The 17454-nt window shown below is 56.3% G+C and carries 16 protein-coding genes and 1 tRNA gene; 16 read left to right on the plus strand and 1 reads right to left on the minus strand.

All coding sequences use genetic code 11. The features are described from left to right. Nucleotides 1-295: 295 nt before the first annotated feature. Nucleotides 296-382: transfer RNA gene (locus DFT_RS12395), tRNA-Leu, on the minus strand. A 107-nt stretch (nt 383-489) separates the two neighbouring features. Between DFT_RS12395 and DFT_RS12400 the strand changes: the two genes are divergently transcribed. The 16 genes from DFT_RS12400 (at nt 490) to gspE (ending at nt 17446) form a co-directional block, all read left to right on the plus strand. Further along, nucleotides 490-1428, plus strand: a complete 939-nt coding sequence (locus DFT_RS12400) for a bifunctional riboflavin kinase/FAD synthetase (protein WP_054031495.1) — start codon at nt 490-492, stop codon at nt 1426-1428. A gap of 98 nt (nt 1429-1526) precedes the next feature. Further along, complete coding sequence (gene def, locus DFT_RS12405; protein WP_054031496.1) at nt 1527-2042, plus strand: peptide deformylase; 516 nt, start codon at nt 1527-1529, stop codon at nt 2040-2042. After that, a complete protein-coding gene (fmt, locus tag DFT_RS12410) occupies nt 2039-2983 on the plus strand; it encodes a methionyl-tRNA formyltransferase (protein WP_054031497.1) in 945 nt (314 codons plus the stop codon). Before def ends, fmt begins: the two co-directional genes overlap by 4 nt. A gap of 28 nt (nt 2984-3011) precedes the next feature. Next, nucleotides 3012-4364: a 16S rRNA (cytosine(967)-C(5))-methyltransferase RsmB gene (rsmB, locus tag DFT_RS12415; RefSeq protein WP_054031498.1), complete on the plus strand. Its 1353-nt coding sequence runs from the start codon at nt 3012-3014 to the stop codon at nt 4362-4364. A gap of 143 nt (nt 4365-4507) precedes the next feature. Then, nucleotides 4508-5737, plus strand: coding sequence for a type II secretion system inner membrane protein GspF (gspF, locus tag DFT_RS12420; RefSeq protein WP_054031499.1), 1230 nt, complete (start codon nt 4508-4510; stop codon nt 5735-5737). A 52-nt stretch (nt 5738-5789) separates the two neighbouring features. Beyond that, nucleotides 5790-6242: a type II secretion system major pseudopilin GspG gene (gene gspG, locus DFT_RS12425; RefSeq protein ID WP_054031500.1), complete on the plus strand. Its 453-nt coding sequence runs from the start codon at nt 5790-5792 to the stop codon at nt 6240-6242. Beyond that, a complete protein-coding gene (locus tag DFT_RS12430) occupies nt 6235-6828 on the plus strand; it encodes a pilus assembly FimT family protein (RefSeq protein ID WP_083453469.1) in 594 nt (197 codons plus the stop codon). Before gspG ends, DFT_RS12430 begins: the two co-directional genes overlap by 8 nt. A 38-nt stretch (nt 6829-6866) precedes the next feature. After that, complete coding sequence (locus tag DFT_RS12435) at nt 6867-7232, plus strand: prepilin-type N-terminal cleavage/methylation domain-containing protein (RefSeq protein ID WP_054031502.1); 366 nt, start codon at nt 6867-6869, stop codon at nt 7230-7232. After that, entirely contained in the window at nt 7222-7944 is a 723-nt protein-coding gene (locus tag DFT_RS12440) for a PulJ/GspJ family protein (RefSeq protein ID WP_054031503.1), read from the plus strand. The genes DFT_RS12435 and DFT_RS12440 overlap by 11 nt, the downstream gene beginning before the upstream one ends. A 3-nt stretch (nt 7945-7947) precedes the next feature. Continuing rightward, on the plus strand, nt 7948-9039 hold the full coding sequence (locus DFT_RS12445) for a type II secretion system minor pseudopilin (protein ID WP_083453471.1): 1092 nt from the start codon (nt 7948-7950) through the stop codon (nt 9037-9039). A gap of 132 nt (nt 9040-9171) precedes the next feature. Next, complete coding sequence (gspL, locus tag DFT_RS12450; protein WP_054031505.1) at nt 9172-10617, plus strand: type II secretion system protein GspL; 1446 nt, start codon at nt 9172-9174, stop codon at nt 10615-10617. Beyond that, a complete protein-coding gene (locus DFT_RS12455; RefSeq protein WP_054031506.1) occupies nt 10614-11192 on the plus strand; it encodes a type II secretion system protein GspM in 579 nt (192 codons plus the stop codon). The genes gspL and DFT_RS12455 overlap by 4 nt, the downstream gene beginning before the upstream one ends. Nucleotides 11193-11201: 9 nt before the next feature. After that, nucleotides 11202-12065: a type II secretion system protein GspN gene (gene gspN, locus DFT_RS12460; protein ID WP_161807143.1), complete on the plus strand. Its 864-nt coding sequence runs from the start codon at nt 11202-11204 to the stop codon at nt 12063-12065. Then, nucleotides 12052-12936, plus strand: a complete 885-nt coding sequence (gene gspC, locus DFT_RS12465; RefSeq protein ID WP_054031508.1) for a type II secretion system protein GspC — start codon at nt 12052-12054, stop codon at nt 12934-12936. Before gspN ends, gspC begins: the two co-directional genes overlap by 14 nt. A 139-nt stretch (nt 12937-13075) precedes the next feature. Beyond that, a complete protein-coding gene (gspD, locus tag DFT_RS12470; RefSeq protein WP_083453472.1) occupies nt 13076-15697 on the plus strand; it encodes a type II secretion system secretin GspD in 2622 nt (873 codons plus the stop codon). A gap of 9 nt (nt 15698-15706) precedes the next feature. Further along, complete coding sequence (gene gspE / locus DFT_RS12475) at nt 15707-17446, plus strand: type II secretion system ATPase GspE (RefSeq protein WP_054031510.1); 1740 nt, start codon at nt 15707-15709, stop codon at nt 17444-17446. The last annotated feature ends 8 nt before the right edge of the window (nt 17447-17454 follow it).

Raw genomic sequence — 17454 nt, forward strand, 5'->3', positions numbered from 1 at the left:
AGATAGTCTTAGCATCCGACTGGGTTCCTCGAGGTTGCAACCGATTGGATTGGCTTAGCAAACTCAAGGCCGGCAAGAAGCGATTGGTGGATCTTCCTCTCTTCTTGCCTGAAGAGATGGCCGAATACTGCCATCAGGGTGCCGGGAGAGGGCCGGGGTGATCTGGAGGCGGCGCCGGGCGGGGGGTCGGGGCGGGGTTGCGCATGCACCAAACCCAGGCGAAAATCCCCCTATATTCCCCTATAAGAAAGAGCGACCCCAGTAACTTTCTGAAATCGCTCTTTATATTAGCGTTTGGTGCCGAAGGGGAGACTCGAACTCCCACCGCCGTACGGCGACTAGACCCTGAACCTAGCGCGTCTACCAGTTCCGCCACTTCGGCTGCTGCTGGCAACCATCAAGAAGGTTGCTTTCGTGCAGAGGATGCATTACATATATGGATTCGATTTGGGTGTCAAGATCTAAAATCGTGCATATTGGATGAACATAATGGAAATTGTATCTCGTTTGGAGGCGATCCAGGAGCCGTTCCACAATGCCGTCATCACCATCGGAAACTTTGACGGTGTTCACATCGGGCACCAGGCGCTGTTCCACACGGTAGTGGAAAAAGCGCACCATATCGGCGGCAAGGCGATTGCCATGACGTTTGATCCGCATCCCATGAAAGTGCTCGCTCCAAAACGGCAACCGCCGAAGATCACCCTGGCCGAACAAAAGGCCGAATTGATCGCCAAGACCGGAATGGATGTGATGATCAGTATTCCGTTCACCAAATCATTTGCTTCGATTCCGGCCCGGAGTTTTGTCGAAGACGTACTGTTTAAAAAGGTCGGCATGCGCGCCATCGTCGTCGGCAAAGATTACTCGTTCGGACGCGACCGCGAAGGCAACTTGGAGATGCTCCGCGCCATGTCCGAGGAACTCGGGTTTGAAGTGATCGTTGTGGATTGGATCCAGGGCAATGGCAAGAGAGATCGCATCAGCAGCACGCAGATCCGCAAGTTGGTGATGGCAGGGAAAATGGAAGAAGCCAGGCGAATGCTGGGCCGGTACTATCAAATACGCGGCATCGTGGCCGGGGGCCGCAACCGGGGCGGTCGGCTGTTGGGTTTCCCTACTGCCAACCTCAACCTCCAGGATGAGTTGTGCCCAAAACAGGGCATCTATGCCGTGACCGTCGAGCACGATGGAAAGAGCTACCAGGGAGTGGCCAACATCGGTTACAGTCCCACCTTTGACGATCGTCTCTTTACCATAGAGGTCCATATTATGGATTTTAACCAAGACATCTACAGTGACCGCATACGTGTCAACTTCATTCAACGTTTGCGCGACGAAATCAAATTTGAAAGCATCGATGCCCTTGCGGCGCAAATCAAAAAAGATGTGGATCATGCGCGCAGTATTCTGGCCAGCCTGCTATAACAAAAATCGCCGCTTGGATTTTTCTGACGACCAGAGGGACGCCCGAACAGTTCATGGTGCGTGTCGCTGTTATCTATATTTTTAAAGGAGCTCTTTAAGTGAGCACGCTTGAAATCATCACCTATCCCCACGAGCTTTTGAAAAGCGCCGCCCAGCCGGTCGAACAGATCGATGGCAAACTTCAATCCCTCATCGACAAAATGGCCGAAACCATGTACGAGGCGCCGGGGATTGGCCTGGCCGCCGTACAGGTCAATGTGGACCAGAGCCTTTTGATCTACGACCTCGCGCCCAGGGAAGAACGACGGGATTTACAGGTCTTGATCAATCCTAGAATCATCGAACGTGAAGGGGACATCATTTCCGAAAACGAAGGTTGCCTGAGTGTCCCGGACTTCAGGGCCGATGTGAAACGTTCGGGCCGTATTCTGGTCGAGGGCTTTGATCGGGAGGGCAAACCGCTTCGTTTCGAATCCGAGGGCATGCTGGCCATCGTATTGCAGCATGAAATCGACCACCTGAATGGAACCCTTTTTATCGATCGCATCAGCAAGCTGAAACGTCAACTCTACACCCGGCGTATCCAGAAAATGATCAAACATCAGAATCAATGACGCCTTCTCCCGTTATCGTCTTTATGGGCACCCCGGATTTTTCGGTGCCGTGCCTGTTGGCGCTGCATGAAGCGGGTCACGCGCTGCCATTGGTCGTCACCCAACCCGATCGTCCCAAGGGACGCGGCCGCAGCCTTGCCCCTCCACCCGTAAAAATGGCAGCCGAAGGTATAGGCCTTGCCGTCGAACAACCCGTTACGGTGCGCGATGAGGGGTTTATTGAGAGGATCAGGGCTGTGGCACCCGATTTCCTGGTGGTTGTGGCCTTCGGTCAGATCCTTCCGAAAGCTCTCTTGGATATCCCCCGCAGGGGCGCCGTCAACGTACACGCATCCCTGCTGCCCAAATACCGGGGGCCGGCCCCTATTCAGTGGGCAATGATCCGGGGGGAGACTGAAACCGGCGTCACGACCATGTTGATGGACATCGGCGTGGACACCGGGGACATTCTGCTCCAGAGATCCACGATCATCGGGCCGGAAGATACGGCCGACAGCATGCATACGCGTCTTTCGCACATGGGTTCTCGATTGTTGGTCGAGACCATACACGGCATGTGGCAAGGCACCTTGTATCCCCGCGCCCAACCGGCCGTCGGTGCGACGTATGCACCGATGTTAAAAAAAGATGACGGGCGCATCGATTGGCGTGGACAGCCCGGAAAAATTGACATATTCATCCGTGCCATGACCCCGTGGCCTGGCGCCTTTTGCTTTCTCGGGGAACGACGCCTGAAGGTCATCAGCGCCCGTCCGCTGCCCGGTGTCACCCACCAGGAAGCACCCGGAACGATCATTCCCGGTTTCCCGGACGAATTGCGAGTGGCATGCGAGGACGGCGCCGTATTGATAACCGAACTTCAGGGCGCTTCAGGAAAGCGCCTGCGAACCGCGGATTTCCTGCGCGGCCATCCCATTGCACCGGGTACACGGCTCACATGAATGCCGTCGCCTGCCACGGACCCACCTTATGAAGAATGCCCGCCAGGTTGCCCTCGATATTCTCGATCGTCTTCAACGAGGGGATCAACCACTGGACTATTGGCTGGAGAAGGCCGAACCGCAGATCGCTGAATTGAAGCGTCAAGATCGGGCCCTCGTCCATGCCCTGGTCTATGGTACCATGCGATGGAAAGGTCGATTGGATTTCATCATCGATCAACTGGCCCAAAAAACTGCCAAAATCGATCCCCTTGTGCGCACCATTCTTGAAATGGCGCTGTTTCAGATGAACCATCTGGATCGTGTACCTGATTCGGCCGTTGTTCATACAGCCGTCGACCTCGCCAAAACCAACGGGCGGAAATGGGCGGCCGGCTTTGTCAACGGCCTGCTGCGACGTTCTACCGCAGCGCCCGACCCGATCCGGTGGCCTGGAGAAAAAGCAGCTCCCCACGAAGCCTTGAGCATCGAAATAGCATTGCCGGCCTGGCTGACCCGGCGCTGGACCGAACGCTATGGACTGGACCAGACCCACCTGCTGGGCAGCGCGATCAACACCATTCCCCGGGTTACCCTTCGTACCAACACGCTCAAGACCGATCGTTCGGATTTGATGCGACGCATCGAAGCCGAAGCCCAAACAGTCACGGCCACCCGATACAGCCCGGAGGGGATCCAAATTGCATCCTTGACCCGTCCCCTCAGCCAGTGGCCGGCGTATCGGGACGGCTGGTTTCAGGTGCAGGACGAGGCGGCTCAGTTGATTTCCCACCTGCTCGCCCCCGTGCCCGGCGAGACGGTCTGGGATGCATGTGCCGGTCTGGGCACGAAAACCGCTCATGTCGCGCAACTGATGAACAACCAGGGCGTGATTGTGGCTTCCGATGTCCATCCGCATCGACTGGCGCACTTAAAGGCTGACATGCAGCGTCTCGGGGTCGCCATCGTCACCCCGCGTGTCATGGACCTGACCGGAATATCAGGCGGCGCCGCACTGCCCGAATTCGACCGCATTCTAGTCGATGCGCCCTGCTCGGGTCTGGGCGTGCTGCAAAAAAATCCGGACGGCAAATGGCGCGTCTCCGAAGCGGATATTTCACGATCGGCCCAACGCCAAAAGGCCATTCTCGAACGGGTCGCCCCCCACCTGCGGCCAGGCGGCCGTCTGGTTTATGCAGTCTGCAGTTTCGAGCCCGAGGAAAATGAAGGCGTTATCGAAGCTTTTTTGCAAAAACACCCTGAGTTTGCTATAGATAATCCAAAAATCGCCGGCACGGCGAAGGCCAACCGGTTCATCACGCCGCAAGGATATTTCAAAACCCTGCCCCACCTCGAGGGAATGGATGGTTTCTTCGCGGCGTTGTTGATCAAAGCCCCCTGATGCGGCACAACCGGCCATCCGTGGGACCGAGGGGATTCGGCGCACAAAAACTGAACAATTGCCGTTAATAAACAGACCAAAAGCAGATATCGGGCCTATCGGCCATTTGTGGACGAACACGAGATCACGCGGGATGTCAACCCATGCCAGTCTATGATTACACGGCCTACGATGCCAAAGGCAAAACCATTTCGGGAATCATCGATGCCGACGGCGCCGCGGCCGCGCGTCAGAAAATCAGGACTTCCGGGTATTACCCGGTGGAGCTTCGGGAGGTCGTCGACGGGGTGGCCCAAGCCGGCGATCGCGGCCGACGCCCCTTTGCCCAGCGGTTCACGCGAATCCGGCCCGTGGAAGTCTCTATCATGACGCGGCAACTGGCCACCCTGATCGGCGCGGGATTTCCCCTTGTGTCCGCTCTGGATTCCCTGATCTCCCAGACCAACAAGCCTGCCTTGAAAAAGGTCGTGGCCGGCATCAAGGAGTCCGTCGTCGAAGGGACCCCTTTTGCAAAGGCCCTGGGCAAATACCCCAACATCTTTTCCTCGATCTATGTCAACATGGTCGATGCGGGAGAGTCTTCCGGTACCCTGGAAATTGTATTGGAGCGTCTCGCCGACATCATGGAAAAGCAGGAAGCACTGAAGAATCGCATGATCACGGCGATGATCTACCCTATACTGATCCTGATGATCAGCGCCGTGATCATCTCGTTCATGCTGATCTATGTGACGCCCAAGATCATGTCCATGTTTGAAAGCCTGAAACAGGAACTGCCCCTGCCGACACAGATCCTGATCGCCATCAGCGAGTTCTTTCAATCCTATTGGTGGGCCCTGGTGTTGTTGGTCATTGCGGCCTTGCTTGGCCTGCGGGCCATCGGTAAAAGCAAGGAGGGGCGCCGATGGATGGATACCCACGTGCTCGGCATGCCGCTGTTTGGCTCCCTGATCCGCCGCATGGCGGCCGCTCGATTTTCAAGGACGCTTGGATCTCTGCTTGAAAACGGGATCTCCATGCTGCCGGCCCTGGGCATTGTGCAAAACATCGTGGGAAATGTCTTTATCAGCCAGTCGATCGCCAACGCCTCCGAAGAGGTCGGTAAAGGTCAGGGGCTGGGAAAGTCCCTGGACAAGGACGGTGCGTTCCCACCGATGGCGATCCAAATGATCCAGGTGGGCGAACAAAGCGGCAATTTGGAGGAGATGCTCAACAAGGTCGCCGATGTGTTCGAAAAAGAAGTCGAAACCACGGCCATGCGCCTCACGGCTCTGGTGGAGCCGGTCATGATACTTGTGATGGCCTGCCTGGTCACCTTCATCGTGCTGGCTATATGCCTGCCCATCTTTGAAATGAACCAGCTTATACGTTAGTCCGACGCCCATACGATGGGGTTGAACAGCAAACGGAGGATACAAAGGAAAAATGAAAGCGATACGATTAGATCGAAACAACCAGGGTTTCTCGCTCATCGAGCTGATGGTGGTGATTCTCATTCTCGGCTTGTTGATCGGCATCGTGGGCCCGAGATTGATCGGTCGAACCGACGACGCCAAAGTCAGCACCGCAAAGATTCAAATCGAAAGCCTGGTCTCTGCACTCAAAATGTACAAACTGGACAACGGCACCTATCCGAGCACCGAACAGGGACTCGAGGCGCTCGTGACGATGCCCCAAGGCGGCGATACCCCCAAAAAATGGAAGAAAGGCGGCTACCTGGAAAAGGGTTCGGTGCCGAAAGACCCCTGGGGCAACGATTATATCTACCTGTTTCCGGGCGCCCACGATGACTTTGACATCGTCTCGTATGGCGCAGACGGCGTGGCCGGCGGGGAAGAGTACAACAAAGATATCACCAGCTGGTCCCTGAATGAATAACTGCCTTCACCTGCCGTTGGCGATGACGCATCGCCAGGCCACTCCGAATTCCATGCCCCGTGCCAAGGCGTCGCCCGTCCAGGGATGCCATGGAGATGGGCCAGGAGGGTTTACCCTGATGGAGTTGATGGTGGTCATGTTACTGATGACCATCGTCATGTCCGTCGCCGTCCCCAGGTTGGGCGAGGGGATGCTGCAAAATCCACAAAAACATCTCAACCGCTGGATGGTCAATACCGTGCGCACCCTGCGCGCCATGGCCATGGAAAAGCAAGTCATCCAACTCCTCGTGCTGGACCTGGACGAGCAACGCATGTGGGTTGCCGATGCGCAGATGGATGAAATGGCCATGGCGGCGGCCGCGGAAAAGGCCTTCAAATTGCCGGATTCCATCAAATTGGTTGGCGTGGCGTTCCCCGAAGCGGATCGGGCCACATCCGGCAAGGTCACCCTGCAGTTTTACCCCAGCGGTTATGCGGATCAGGCGTTGGTGCATGTACAATACGCCGACAACATTCGTTTCTCATATAAAATCGAGCCATTGCTGCCAAAGGTGAAACGTCTCGAACAATGGGTCACCTATTAATAGAAGATCGTCCGCCTCAGAAAGAGGCGATCCATCGTATGGGTTTTTCCCTGATCGAGGTGCTGGTCGCACTGGCGATCCTCACGATCGCGCTGACCAGTGTCTATCGGCTTCAAAGCCTCACCTATTCGATGACCGCGGAGGCCCGCTTCCACACCGTTGCGCCCAAACTGGCCCAGGAGCGGCTGGCCGCCATCGAGCGGGAAGGGTTGAAAAATGGGTCCGATAACTCGGGAGACTTCGGGCAAGCCTATCCGGGCTACGGCTGGACCGTGAGGATGGAGGACGTGCCGTCCGATGTGATCACCAGTGACAATCAGCGTCTCACCCGCATCGATGTGACCATCAGGCATAACGAAGAACGCAGCTATCTCCTCAGGACCTATCGGTTTCATGTGCAATAAAGCCAAACGCCAGGCCAAATATTCGGCCAAATCCAAATCGATCGGCCGGGGCGCTTTCACCCTGCTCGAAATCCTCGTGGCGATGTTCATTCTTACCCTGATCATGGGATTGGTGTTCGGATCGTTCAACGGCGTCTTTTCAAATGCCGACCGCTTGAATGCCAGCGGCGATCTTTACGAAATGGCCGATGTCTGCCTGGGCCGGATGATCGACGACCTTCAGGCCATTCATGTGTTGCAGGCCCCTCGGCATAAGACGCCGGACATGGACGAAACACCGGACATTTTTCGCGTCGTGGGGACGAACGAAATCATGGGGGGGTACGCTTTCGCCACACTGCGCTTCACCTCTCTGGCAGGTCTGGCGGCCGATGAAAATGGCGGCGGCATCTTCGAAATCGTCTACTATGTCCAGGGGGACGACGATGGTGTGTACCGTCTCTACAGGGCGGAAAATCGTTACCCTTATCCGGAATTCGAACCCAAAGAGACGGATCCAGTCGTGTGCGAACAACTGTTATCGCTCAAATTGACCTATTACGACAAAGAGGGCCGTGAATTCGAGGCGTGGGACTCGGATAACGATGATTACGAATACAGCACCCCCCGGGCCATCCGGATCGAACTCAGGCTGGGCAGCGAGGAAAATGCATATGAATTCCAGACCGGCATCAGCCTGGCGGTTTTCCGTGATGTTTCACCCAAGCGATGAGCCATGAACGAGCGCATCTTGAGAAAACGTAGTGGCATGGCCGTCATTCTCGCGTTGACCACCATTTTGCTGGTGGTAACGGCGGCGCTGGAGCTGCACATGAACGCCCGCGAAACCATGCTGCAATCCGCTGTCAAACGAGATCGGATCACCCTGATGCAAATGGGTGCTTCCGGCGTCCACCTGGCCATGGCCCTGCTGATCAAGGACAGGTTGGAATCGGAAAGCGATTCGCTGCAGGAGGACTGGGCCGACGAAGAAGTCATTGCCGGACTGCTCGAAGAAATTCCATTCGAGCGGGGTACGTTGGAGGTAAAAATCTTCGACGAAATGGGTAAAATCCAGATCAATGCCCTGGTGCAGTTCCCCGAGGGACAGCAGTTCAACACCGTCCAGCGTGCGCTGTGGGAGCGCTTCGCCCTGGGCATGCTGGCCGCCCTCGAAAACCTGGAAGGCGCCGGAGATATTGAGGAAACCGATCCAGCGACGATTATCAACGCCATGAAGGATTGGCTGGACTCGGGAGACGATGATGCCATCACCGGGCTCAGCGGGGCTGAATCGGATTACTACGAAAGCCTCGATCCGCCTTACGCATGCAAGAACGGACCGTTCGATCATCTCTCGGAGGTCGCCTTGGTCAAAGGCATTACCTCTGTTCTCTTTTCGGGTCTGGGGGGCAGTGCCGGCCTCGAACAATATGTGACGGTCTATGGTGCCGAAGAGGCCGGCGAAGAAAAATTCACCTTCCCGGGAAAGATCAACATCAACACCGCCGAACTGCCGGTTCTTTCCGCCATGCTGCCCCTGGAAAGCGCCGACTTCGCGCCGCTGTTGATCGAGCACCGGGAGGCGACCAGTGGATCCCTCTACATCAATGACCTGACCCGACCGGACTGGTATCGCAGCGTGCCGGGGTTGTCCGGCACCACCATCGACACCGGCCTCGTCACCGTGGCGACCCACGTTTTCCGCATCGTGGCCACGGCCGCCATCGATAAATCCCAAGTGAAAACCACGGCCGTGGTCGAACGCAACAAACCGTCAGAAACCGAACCGTGGCAATGCAAGGTCTTGAATTGGAAGGTTGAATAGCTTATATACATCTTAAATACACGGATTTGGAATCGATACAGCGAAGCTGGCCATAACCGGAGGCATCACATCGGACCGGAAGTGCGGCGGGTAATGGAAGCCAGCCGACACCTTCCGGGTTGAAGAAAACGCATGAGCCGTCAAGTCCTCGCCATAGATATTCGTCACCAGTCGATCGCCGCGGTGCTTTTAAGTGCAGGCCTTAAGAGTACATCCATCGTTGCGTGTCAGCGCGTGCCCATCGACACGGCCGAAGAAAACCAGAAGGCCCTCGCGTCGGCTTTGACGACCCTCACCCGCCAGTTTTCGATGACGACCCCCGATGTCGTGGTCGGCTTACCGGCCGATCAAGCGATTTACCGCAATATTCAGGTGCCGTTCAAAGAAGAAAAAAAAATCAGGCAGGTGCTGCCCTTTGAGTTGGAACCCAATCTTCCCGTCCCGGTGGACCGTCTGGTCATCGATTATATCGCCACCGACGACACGAGCATTGGCACGCTTCTGACCGCAGCCATCGATCGCCAGCATGTCGATGATGCCATCGAAGCCCTTGAAACCGTCGGCCTGCGACCGCAACTGATCGTACCGGGGGATTTTCCGTTGGCCTCGGCCATCCTCTCTTTCGGGGATCAGGTTCCGGATCAGGCGCTTTTTTTGTCTCTGGACACGGACACCGCCACGCTCTTTCTGTTGGATCGAAAGAACATCACCCTGGCCAGATCCATGGTGGCCAACCCAACCATGGGCTCCGGACTGGACAACCTGGCTTCAAAAATTCGACAGACGCTCATCGCCTCCGCCGAAAGCGCCGCCGAAGGGTTTGATCCCCATATCCTTTACATCGGCGGCCCGGCATGCGCAGACCCGACCGTGGTCGAGCGGTTGGCGGCCGCCATGGAAATGCAACCCCAACCGGTCGATTTGCAGCGGATGACGTCGATCGAGGATGCCGGTGCCGTGACTGAACAATGGTCGGCGCCGCTGATGGATGGTGCCTTGGCCTTGGCCATGGTGGAGATCGAGCGATTGCCCTGCCCGGCTTTCCATCGCACCGGGTCGGCTCTCCGTAATTACTGGACCGCTTACCGGCAATATATCCGGATGCCGGCCATTTTAATGGCGATGGTCCTGCTTTTGGGGCTGGGGGGCGTTTTCATCGAAAACCACCTGCTTCAAAACCAGGTGGATGCCCTGGACCGCCAGATCGAGGAGATTTTCAAAGAGACATTTCCACAAACCCGGCGAGTCGGTGACGCCGCCGATCAAATGAGAAGCGAACTGAAAAAACACCGCACTGGAAGTATCGATGTTGCCGAGGATGTACCACAGGTCAAAACGATCGACATCTTGATGCAACTCAGCCGTTCGATTCCCAAGGAGATCGAGGTTCTGTTCACCCGTCTGGTGCTGGGCGGGGATGGGTTGACCTTATCCGGCGAAACGACCGCTTTCAACGTGGTGGATGAAATTAAAAATGCATTGGAGCAAAACGGCATGTTCCAGGCGGTGACCATCGCTTCGGCCAACATGGAGAAATCGGGCAGCAAAGTTCGTTTCATATTAAAGTTGACACTATGACTTCTTTCTCGTTGAAATCGGCGGCTGCCTCGATACGTGCGCTCACGTTGCCGTTCAATCTGCAACGGCGCGATAAAATCGCTTTGTCCATTGCAGGCGCGGCACTGCTGCTGTTTATCTTTCTGCAGCTCATCATTTTTCCCATCCTCGACCGGGGTGAACGGCTGCAAAACCAGATCAAGGCCAAGCAGAAAACGTTGCAGGAGATAAAACAGCTCCAGGCCGAGTTTCAATCCCTGACCCAAAACGTGCGGAACAGCCAGGCTCAACTCGACACGCGGGCCAAAGGATTCCGGCTCTTCTCCTTTCTGGACGACCTGGCTGGCAAAGGCAATATCAAGCCCAATATCATTTACATGAAACCGTCGACCACGAATCTCAAAAACAGTCCCTATTCCCTCTCGATGGTGGAGATGAAAATCGACGGGCTGACGATGGAACAACTGCTCAACTTCCTGCACGGTGTCGAAAGCTCGCCCAACATGGTATGGATCAAGCGCATCTCCATCTCCAGGGGCGAAAAGGAAGATGACGTGTTAAATGCAACCTTACAAGTGGAAACTTACCAGTCTTAAGCGATGATCATGTCCAAAAAGACATTTCTCTATGTTCTCTTTGCTCTGGCGGCGGTGCTTGTCTTTCTCTACCTGCGCTTTCCGTCCCAGACGGCACGTGATCTGATCGTCACCCGGATCGCCCAGGCACAGCCGGGGTTGCAAGTGACCGCAGACGGCGCCTATCCGGTCTTTCCGCCGGGGATCCGACTGGCACCGCTCGGATTGGCTTACGATGACATCCCCATCGTTCGCATGGCCTATTTGAGGATTGTACCCGGCTTGATCTCCTTATTCCGCCAGCAGAAAGAGATGCACTTCAGTGGGCCTATCGGATCCGGATCCCTCAAAGGACGCGCTGACATGCTCCTCGACGAGCGGCAACCCAAAATCAATGTCGCCATAACCCTGGCGCGGGTTCCGGTCGAATCCATGGAGTTTTTGAACCTCTGGCCTCAATATAAACTGTTAGGGGAGATGAATTCCCAAATCGATTTCGACAACCGCAAGGGCGCCGATGGATCCACGGCCGTCAATATGGATATCTCGCCGGCCAGAATTGTTTTCAACACCCCGCTCCTGGGCATCGAGCAGATGGATTTCAACCAGATCTTGGCGGAAATGACCGTTACCCCACGCATGCTCCAAATCACCCGCTGCGAAGCCCTTGGCGCTCAGATCGAGGGGAAAATAACGGGGTCGATCGTTTTCCGGGAGCCCTTACAAAACAGCAGGATCACCTTGTCGTGCGTGCTGAAACCCCAACCCGCCTTTGCCGCCGAACATAAGAGCGACATGCTCGGTACGTTGCTGGGTTCGGAATCCGCCCAAAAGAGAGGGGTCGTTTTTCGAATCAGTGGCACCCTGGGAAACCCAAGCTATGTGGTACGATAAAATCATTTCCGTTCAACGGATCTCTACCCTCGCCAATCTGGTGCTGATCGCCATGGTGGCTTATATCGGCGTCGGTTTGTGTTACCAATGGATCGGTTTGAAAATCCAGCCCAAGGCACCCATCGATGAGGCCATGGTGCCCTCGGACAATCAAGGTCGGACGGAATCCCGGCCGGTTTCATTTTACCAGCCTGTCGTCGACCGCGATCTTTTCAAGACTCGGAAAGCGGTCGCCACCAGACCCCAAGCCAAGCCGGTGGATCTTGAAGGCCTCGAAGAAACACAGCTCAATCTCAAACTCTGGGGCACGGTTTCGGGCGATATCAAAACCGCCTACGCCGTCATCGAGGACTTGCAAAAACGGGAACAGAACCTCTACCGGGTGGGCGACAGCGTTCAGGATGCCACCGTGAAGATGATCCTGAGGGAGAAAGTGGTGCTGACTGTGGCCGGAAGGGACGAGGTGCTGGCCATGGAAGAGATGAGCCAGGCCGGTTCGACAACCGCGCGGCCCGCTCTACCGGCAGCCCAGATGCCGCGCCCTTTTCCAAACGCCCCGCCCAGGGAACAAAGGATTTCCATTCAACGCAGCATGATCGACGAATCATTACAGGATGTGAACAAACTGATGAGCGAAATCGCCATCCGTCCCCACGAAGAAGGCTTGTCGCTGAGCAATATCAAACCCAATTCGGTATTCAGACGCATGGGGCTGCGCAACGGGGATATTCTGCTTGGCATCAATGGAAAAGAGATTCGCTCGGTTGAGGATGCCATGCAATTATACGACGGTCTCCGATCGGCTTCCGAGGTCCAGGTTCAGCTCAAGCGGCGGGGGCAGGAGCGTTCGATCAGTTATAATATTCGGTAGTTATTATATAATTTAAATTTCTGGCAACACCGATATCGGGCCAATTGGCCATTTGTGGACGGGCACGAAAATCAATTGAAACCCATATGGACACGCAGCGTTCGGCGTGACAACGCATAAAACGGATGAATTGACGCCTATGAAACCTGACACACGAATATACGCCTTATGTGCGATGGTCACGATGATCTGCGTCGCCGCCGGCCTGTGGGCAGCGTCGCCGGTCCGGGCACAGCAGCCATCGAGCCCCGGCACCCCGCCTGGGGCAAACGCCCAGCCGCCGGCCGTCAAGAGAAGCGGCGAGCAGTTGGTCTCCATCGACTTCAACAATGTGGACATCGGTGTTCTGATCAAATTCATCAGCGACCTGACCAAGAGGAACTTCATCGTCGATGATAAGGTTCGGGGGAAGGTCACCATCATTTCGCCGGGCAAAATCACGGTCGCCGAGGCGTATCGGGTCTTCGAGTCGGTGCTGGAAGTATATGGCTATACGACTGTTCCCAGCGGCAGCATCACCAAAATCGTACCATCGCCGGAAGCGCGCTCCAAAAGCATCAAGACCCGCCTCCAGGAAGAGGCCGGAACGGCCGACGATGCGGTCATCACGCAGATCATCCCCTTACGTTACGCCGACCCCAACGAAATCAAAAACCTCTTTACACCCCTGGTTTCCAGAAACAGCGTCATCCAGGCATATGCCCCCACCAACACCTTGATCATCACCGACGTACACTCCAACATCAAGCGCCTGCTCAGCATTCTCAAGGCCATCGATATCACGGGCGTCGGACAACAGATCGCCATCATCCCCGTGGAAAACGCCAGCGCGGCCAAGATGGTGACGCTGTTGCAATCGGTCTTCAAACCTTCGGCCGCCAGAGGCCGAACCGCCGGTGCCAGGGATATCACCTTTGTCGCCGACGAACGCACCAATTCCATCGTGGTGTTGGCCAGCGAAGGCGAAGTGGACAACATCCGGCAGTTGATTGCCAGCCTGGACGAGGACACGCCCAAGGGCCAGGGCAACATCAATGTCTACTACCTCGAGCATGCCACGGCCGAAGATATCGCCAAGGTGCTGCAGGATATTCCCCAAAAAAGCGGCGACGCCCAGCAGACCGGCAAACCCACTGAACCGGTGGTATCGAGCAAGGTCCGCATTACGGCCGACAAGGCCACCAACAGCCTGATCATCACCGCCGAACCCGACGATTACCTGGTACTCGAGGCGATCATCAAAAAAATCGATATCCCGCGGGCCATGGTCTATATTGAAGCGTTGATCATGGAGGTCAATGTCACCAAAGACTTTGAACTGGGCACCGAGTGGCGCATCGGAGAAGATTCTTCCATCGACGGCAAAGATGTTGTTTACGGCGGCGGCTTCAGCGGCGAATCGTCGATCATCAGCGGCACGACGGCAGGCACGACCTTCGTCCCCACGCTGCCGTCGGGGTTCGCCCTCGGCGTTTTCGGAGAGGCGCTGAGCATTTCGGGCATCACCTTTCCCAGCATCCAGGCCGTGGTGAACGCCTATAAGAAAGACCGCGACGTGCGCATCCTGTCGACCCCACAGATCCTGACCACTGACAACCAGGAGGCCAAGATCTACGTGGGTAAAAACATCCCCTTTCAAACCACCGCCACCCTGTCCACATCGAGCGCCGGTGAAGTCTACAACTCGTTCGAGTACCGCGACGTCGGCAAAACCCTCAAGATCACCCCGCAGATCAGTAAGGACCGCATGGTCCGCCTCCTGCTCTCATTGGAGGTCACGGCCCTGGAGTCGAGCGTGGATAACCGCCCCACCACTCTCAAACGCACCATCGAAACCACCGCCATCGTTCGCGACGGCCACTCGGTGGTTCTCGGCGGCTTGATCGACGATACCCAGGGGGCCACGGTTTACAAGGTCCCTTGCCTGGGCGATATTCCAGGCATAGGGTATCTCTTCAGCACCCGTTCCACCGGATTCGACAAGTCAAATCTGTATGTCTTTATGACTCCACGAGTCATTCAGAAGCCCGATGAAATAAAAGCGGTGTCTCGCGACAAACGGGAAGAAATCGAAAAACTGCGCAGCAAAAACATCGATCTGTTCGACCGCAACGATCCACCGCCAATGGAAGAGCTGCAGATACCGGCACCGGAGGGGGAGTTGAATGAAGCGCCGGCGGACCGCCAATCCATGGCCCCGGTCGATTCAGACGGGCAGAATCCTCCCTCCGCGACCGGCGAGGCGCAGATCGTTCCAACCAAATCGTCCAGTGGGATCGAAGAGCAGGTGCCGGCCGGCAACACCACCCAGCCGGATGTTACGGTTCCGAGCGCACTGGACGCCCGAGCGTCCGCTGTTTCGCCAACCGACATCGAAAATACGGCAAACACCTCCGCTTCGGTCCCAAGCGTGCCAGGCCCGGAAGTCGCCACCGCACAGGAATCGACCCGAGACGCCCGTGCCAGGGGTGCCGCCGCTTCGTTAAATGATCGTGCAGGGAGTGAAAAACCCATTGCCGATACGAGTACCATCGCAGGGTACACGCTGCAGGTGGCCTCCGTCCTGGACCCGGACAAGGCCGCCGAGCTGCTGCAGGAACTCACCGGAAAAGGGTATGCCGCCTATACGGTGCGTTCCGAGATCAACGGAAAAACCTGGTATCGGTTGCGGATCGGATATTTTGCCAGTCAGACCGACGCCGAACAGATGATTCAGCGGCTCAGGACCGACGCGTATGATCCCATTCTGATAAAGTTATAGTGAACCCCCATGGAACTGAACCATATTCTCAAACATCGTTTCGGCATCGCGGAAGATGCGCTCTCCGATGCCCGCCACCTGCAGCAGGAAAAAGGCGGCCGCCTGGGTGACATTCTGTTGCAGCGTGAAGCGATCACCGAGACCCAACTGTTGGAAGCGCTGAGCATCCAATATGAAATTCCGTTCTGGCCGGAACTGCCCATGGAAAACATCATGGGCGGCGATTTCGCCAAGAAAATCTCGATCCAGTTTCTCAAGCGGCACCACATGGTCCCCTTGCTGGTCCCCAACCCAGCCAGAGTCCCCCAGGCCGATGCGCCTGCAACGGAAGAGGCAAGGACGCAGGACGCCGCCTTCATCGTTGCGGTCAACGATCCAGGCAACTTCAATGCGGTGGACGATCTGGTCCGTCTTCTGAATTTGGACAATTACCGACTGGTGCTCTCGACCAAACAAGCCATCCTGGCCGCCATCAACCTCTCTTTCGATCTGAACCAGGATTCCGCACAGCAGCTGGTACAGAACATGGAGGACGAGAGCGACATTATCAGCCAGATCGAAGATACCGCCGATCTGCTGGAAGACACCAGCGACGCCCCCATCATCAAACTGGTCAACCATATCCTCTCCCAGTCCATCAAGGCGCGTGCCAGCGATATCCACATCGAGCCCTACCAGGACAGCTTCAAAGTGCGCTACCGGGTGGATGGCATTCTTTACGACCTGTTATCGCCGCCCAAGTGGATTCAACCGGCCCTGACATCGCGCATCAAGGTCATGTCCAAACTCAACATCGCCGAAAAACGGCTGCCCCAGGACGGCCGCTTCGAGGTCCGCATCGGCTCCCAGATGATCGATGTGCGCGTATCGACCCTGCCCACCTCGTTCGGCGAACGGGTGGTCATGCGCTTGCTGAACAAGTCATCCTCGATATTCCAGCTGAACGAAATCGGCCTCTCCACAGTCCAGCTGAAACAGATCAAGGACCTGGTGAGCTCTCCCAATGGCATCATCCTGGTGACCGGCCCCACCGGAAGCGGCAAAACCACGACCCTGTATTCGGTGCTCTCTTCGATCAACACGCCGGACATCAATATCATTACCATCGAAGATCCGGTGGAGTACCAGCTCAAGGGCATCAGCCAGATACAGGTCAACCCCAAGATCGAATTGACCTTTGCGCGGGGTTTGCGGTCCATTGTACGCCAGGATCCGGACGTGATTCTCATCGGGGAGATCCGCGATCGGGAAACCGCCGAAATCGCGGTGCAGTCGGCCCTGACCGGCCATCTGGTCTTCTCGACGCTGCACACCAACGACTCGGCCAGTGCCATCACACGCCTGGTGGATATCGGGGTCGAACCGTTCCTGATCTCTTCGTCTTTACTCGCCGTCATCGCCCAGCGCCTGGTCCGCGTGCTTTGCGAGCACTGCAAGGAGCCCTACAAACCCGATATGGAGTTGCAGACACTGGGCGTGCGCCCCGATCGACTTGGCAAGTATACCTTTTACCGGGCCAAGGGGTGTGACAAATGTTTTCATACCGGATATCGCGGCCGTATCGGTATTTACGAGATCATGATCATGGGCCACAAACTCAAGACACTGATCCAGCGCACCTTCGATTCATACCAGATCAAGCAGGAAGCGTTGAAGCTGGGAATGGTCACCTTGCGACGCGACGGCATCGAAAAGGTGCTCCGCGGCATCACCACCATCGAAGAGGTGATCCGCGTCACTCAAAAATAGCCTTTTCT

Source organism: Desulfatitalea tepidiphila, assembly GCF_001293685.1.
In the GTDB taxonomy this organism is placed as follows: domain Bacteria; phylum Desulfobacterota; class Desulfobacteria; order Desulfobacterales; family Desulfosarcinaceae; genus Desulfatitalea; species Desulfatitalea tepidiphila.

Bases quoted from the DNA above. Each gene is read 5' to 3' on its own strand.
- DFT_RS12400 (WP_054031495.1), top strand. From the start codon at position 490: ATGGAAATTGTATCTCGTTTGGAGGCGATCCAGGAGCCGTTCCACAAT.
- gspF (WP_054031499.1), top strand. From the start codon at position 4,508: ATGCCAGTCTATGATTACACGGCCTACGATGCCAAAGGCAAAACCATT.
- DFT_RS12435 (WP_054031502.1), top strand. From the start codon at position 6,867: ATGGGTTTTTCCCTGATCGAGGTGCTGGTCGCACTGGCGATCCTCACG.
- gspL (WP_054031505.1), top strand. From the start codon at position 9,172: ATGAGCCGTCAAGTCCTCGCCATAGATATTCGTCACCAGTCGATCGCC.
- DFT_RS12445 (WP_083453471.1), top strand. From the start codon at position 7,948: ATGAACGAGCGCATCTTGAGAAAACGTAGTGGCATGGCCGTCATTCTC.
- DFT_RS12430 (WP_083453469.1), top strand. From the start codon at position 6,235: ATGAATAACTGCCTTCACCTGCCGTTGGCGATGACGCATCGCCAGGCC.
- DFT_RS12455 (WP_054031506.1), top strand. From the start codon at position 10,614: ATGACTTCTTTCTCGTTGAAATCGGCGGCTGCCTCGATACGTGCGCTC.
- gspG (WP_054031500.1), top strand. From the start codon at position 5,790: ATGAAAGCGATACGATTAGATCGAAACAACCAGGGTTTCTCGCTCATC.
- gspD (WP_083453472.1), top strand. From the start codon at position 13,076: ATGAAACCTGACACACGAATATACGCCTTATGTGCGATGGTCACGATG.
- rsmB (WP_054031498.1), top strand. From the start codon at position 3,012: ATGAAGAATGCCCGCCAGGTTGCCCTCGATATTCTCGATCGTCTTCAA.
- gspE (WP_054031510.1), top strand. From the start codon at position 15,707: ATGGAACTGAACCATATTCTCAAACATCGTTTCGGCATCGCGGAAGAT.
- fmt (WP_054031497.1), top strand. From the start codon at position 2,039: ATGACGCCTTCTCCCGTTATCGTCTTTATGGGCACCCCGGATTTTTCG.
- DFT_RS12440 (WP_054031503.1), top strand. From the start codon at position 7,222: ATGTGCAATAAAGCCAAACGCCAGGCCAAATATTCGGCCAAATCCAAA.
- gspC (WP_054031508.1), top strand. From the start codon at position 12,052: ATGTGGTACGATAAAATCATTTCCGTTCAACGGATCTCTACCCTCGCC.
- gspN (WP_161807143.1), top strand. From the start codon at position 11,202: ATGTCCAAAAAGACATTTCTCTATGTTCTCTTTGCTCTGGCGGCGGTG.